This is a genomic window from Oleiphilus sp. HI0079 (assembly GCF_001635105.1).
On record NZ_LWFT01000382.1, the window covers coordinates 1 to 670 of the forward strand.

1 protein-coding gene is annotated in these 670 nt (G+C 43.9%); it reads right to left on the reverse strand.

Going from position 1 to position 670, the window contains the following annotated elements; translation table 11 throughout:
• Positions 1–69: 69 nt before the first annotated feature.
• Positions 70–670 (reverse strand): MBL fold metallo-hydrolase RNA specificity domain-containing protein (locus A3750_RS04960; protein WP_304440171.1); only part of this gene is annotated, 601 nt, incomplete at its 5' end.

The following is a 670-nucleotide window of genomic DNA, read 5'->3' on the forward strand; positions in this document are numbered from 1 at the left end:
ACTTTTGTCTTCTTAGTGAATCGCGCGGGCTATCTTTCATAAGGCACTAAGATAGCTCCGCGCTGATTGCTACGCTTCTTCTTTGGTCAAATGCTCAAGCAATTCCCTTATCGCGATCATCCCTCGGCTTTGAGTGGCAAGCATACTCTTAAGCTCAAGCAGTTCTCGGGTCAAGTCATTGACCGTGGGCTCTGTTAGTACCGGGGAGTTATCAATATATGTGGAGTTTGAAAGATCAAACCACTTTTTTAGCCCGATTGACACTTCAGATACGATCCGATCATTTGGTCGTTTCTCGGCAGCTCTGTGCTGTATGGCTTCACGGAGGACATTTTTAGATTCTGATTCGCCATGATTAATAAAAACATGGCAACTATTATCCTGCTCCTTTCTGCCACTAAGTTCAAACAAGTAATCTAACAATATTGCCTGATCTGCATGCCCAGAGTAATAAGAGGAAAGGTCTTCAATTGTGCATGCAACATCTTCCGTTTCGCTTTCTAACAACTGCCTGCCTTTGCTCCCTGCAGCCTGATACCCCGTTAGTAAAAGCGTATTCCTTGGCTTATTTTCTACTATAGATAAGTATCTCGTGATAGTACCCTGATCACACATCCCACCGCTTACTACAACCACATCGAATTCCTTCAAAATCTCCATCGGTGTTACC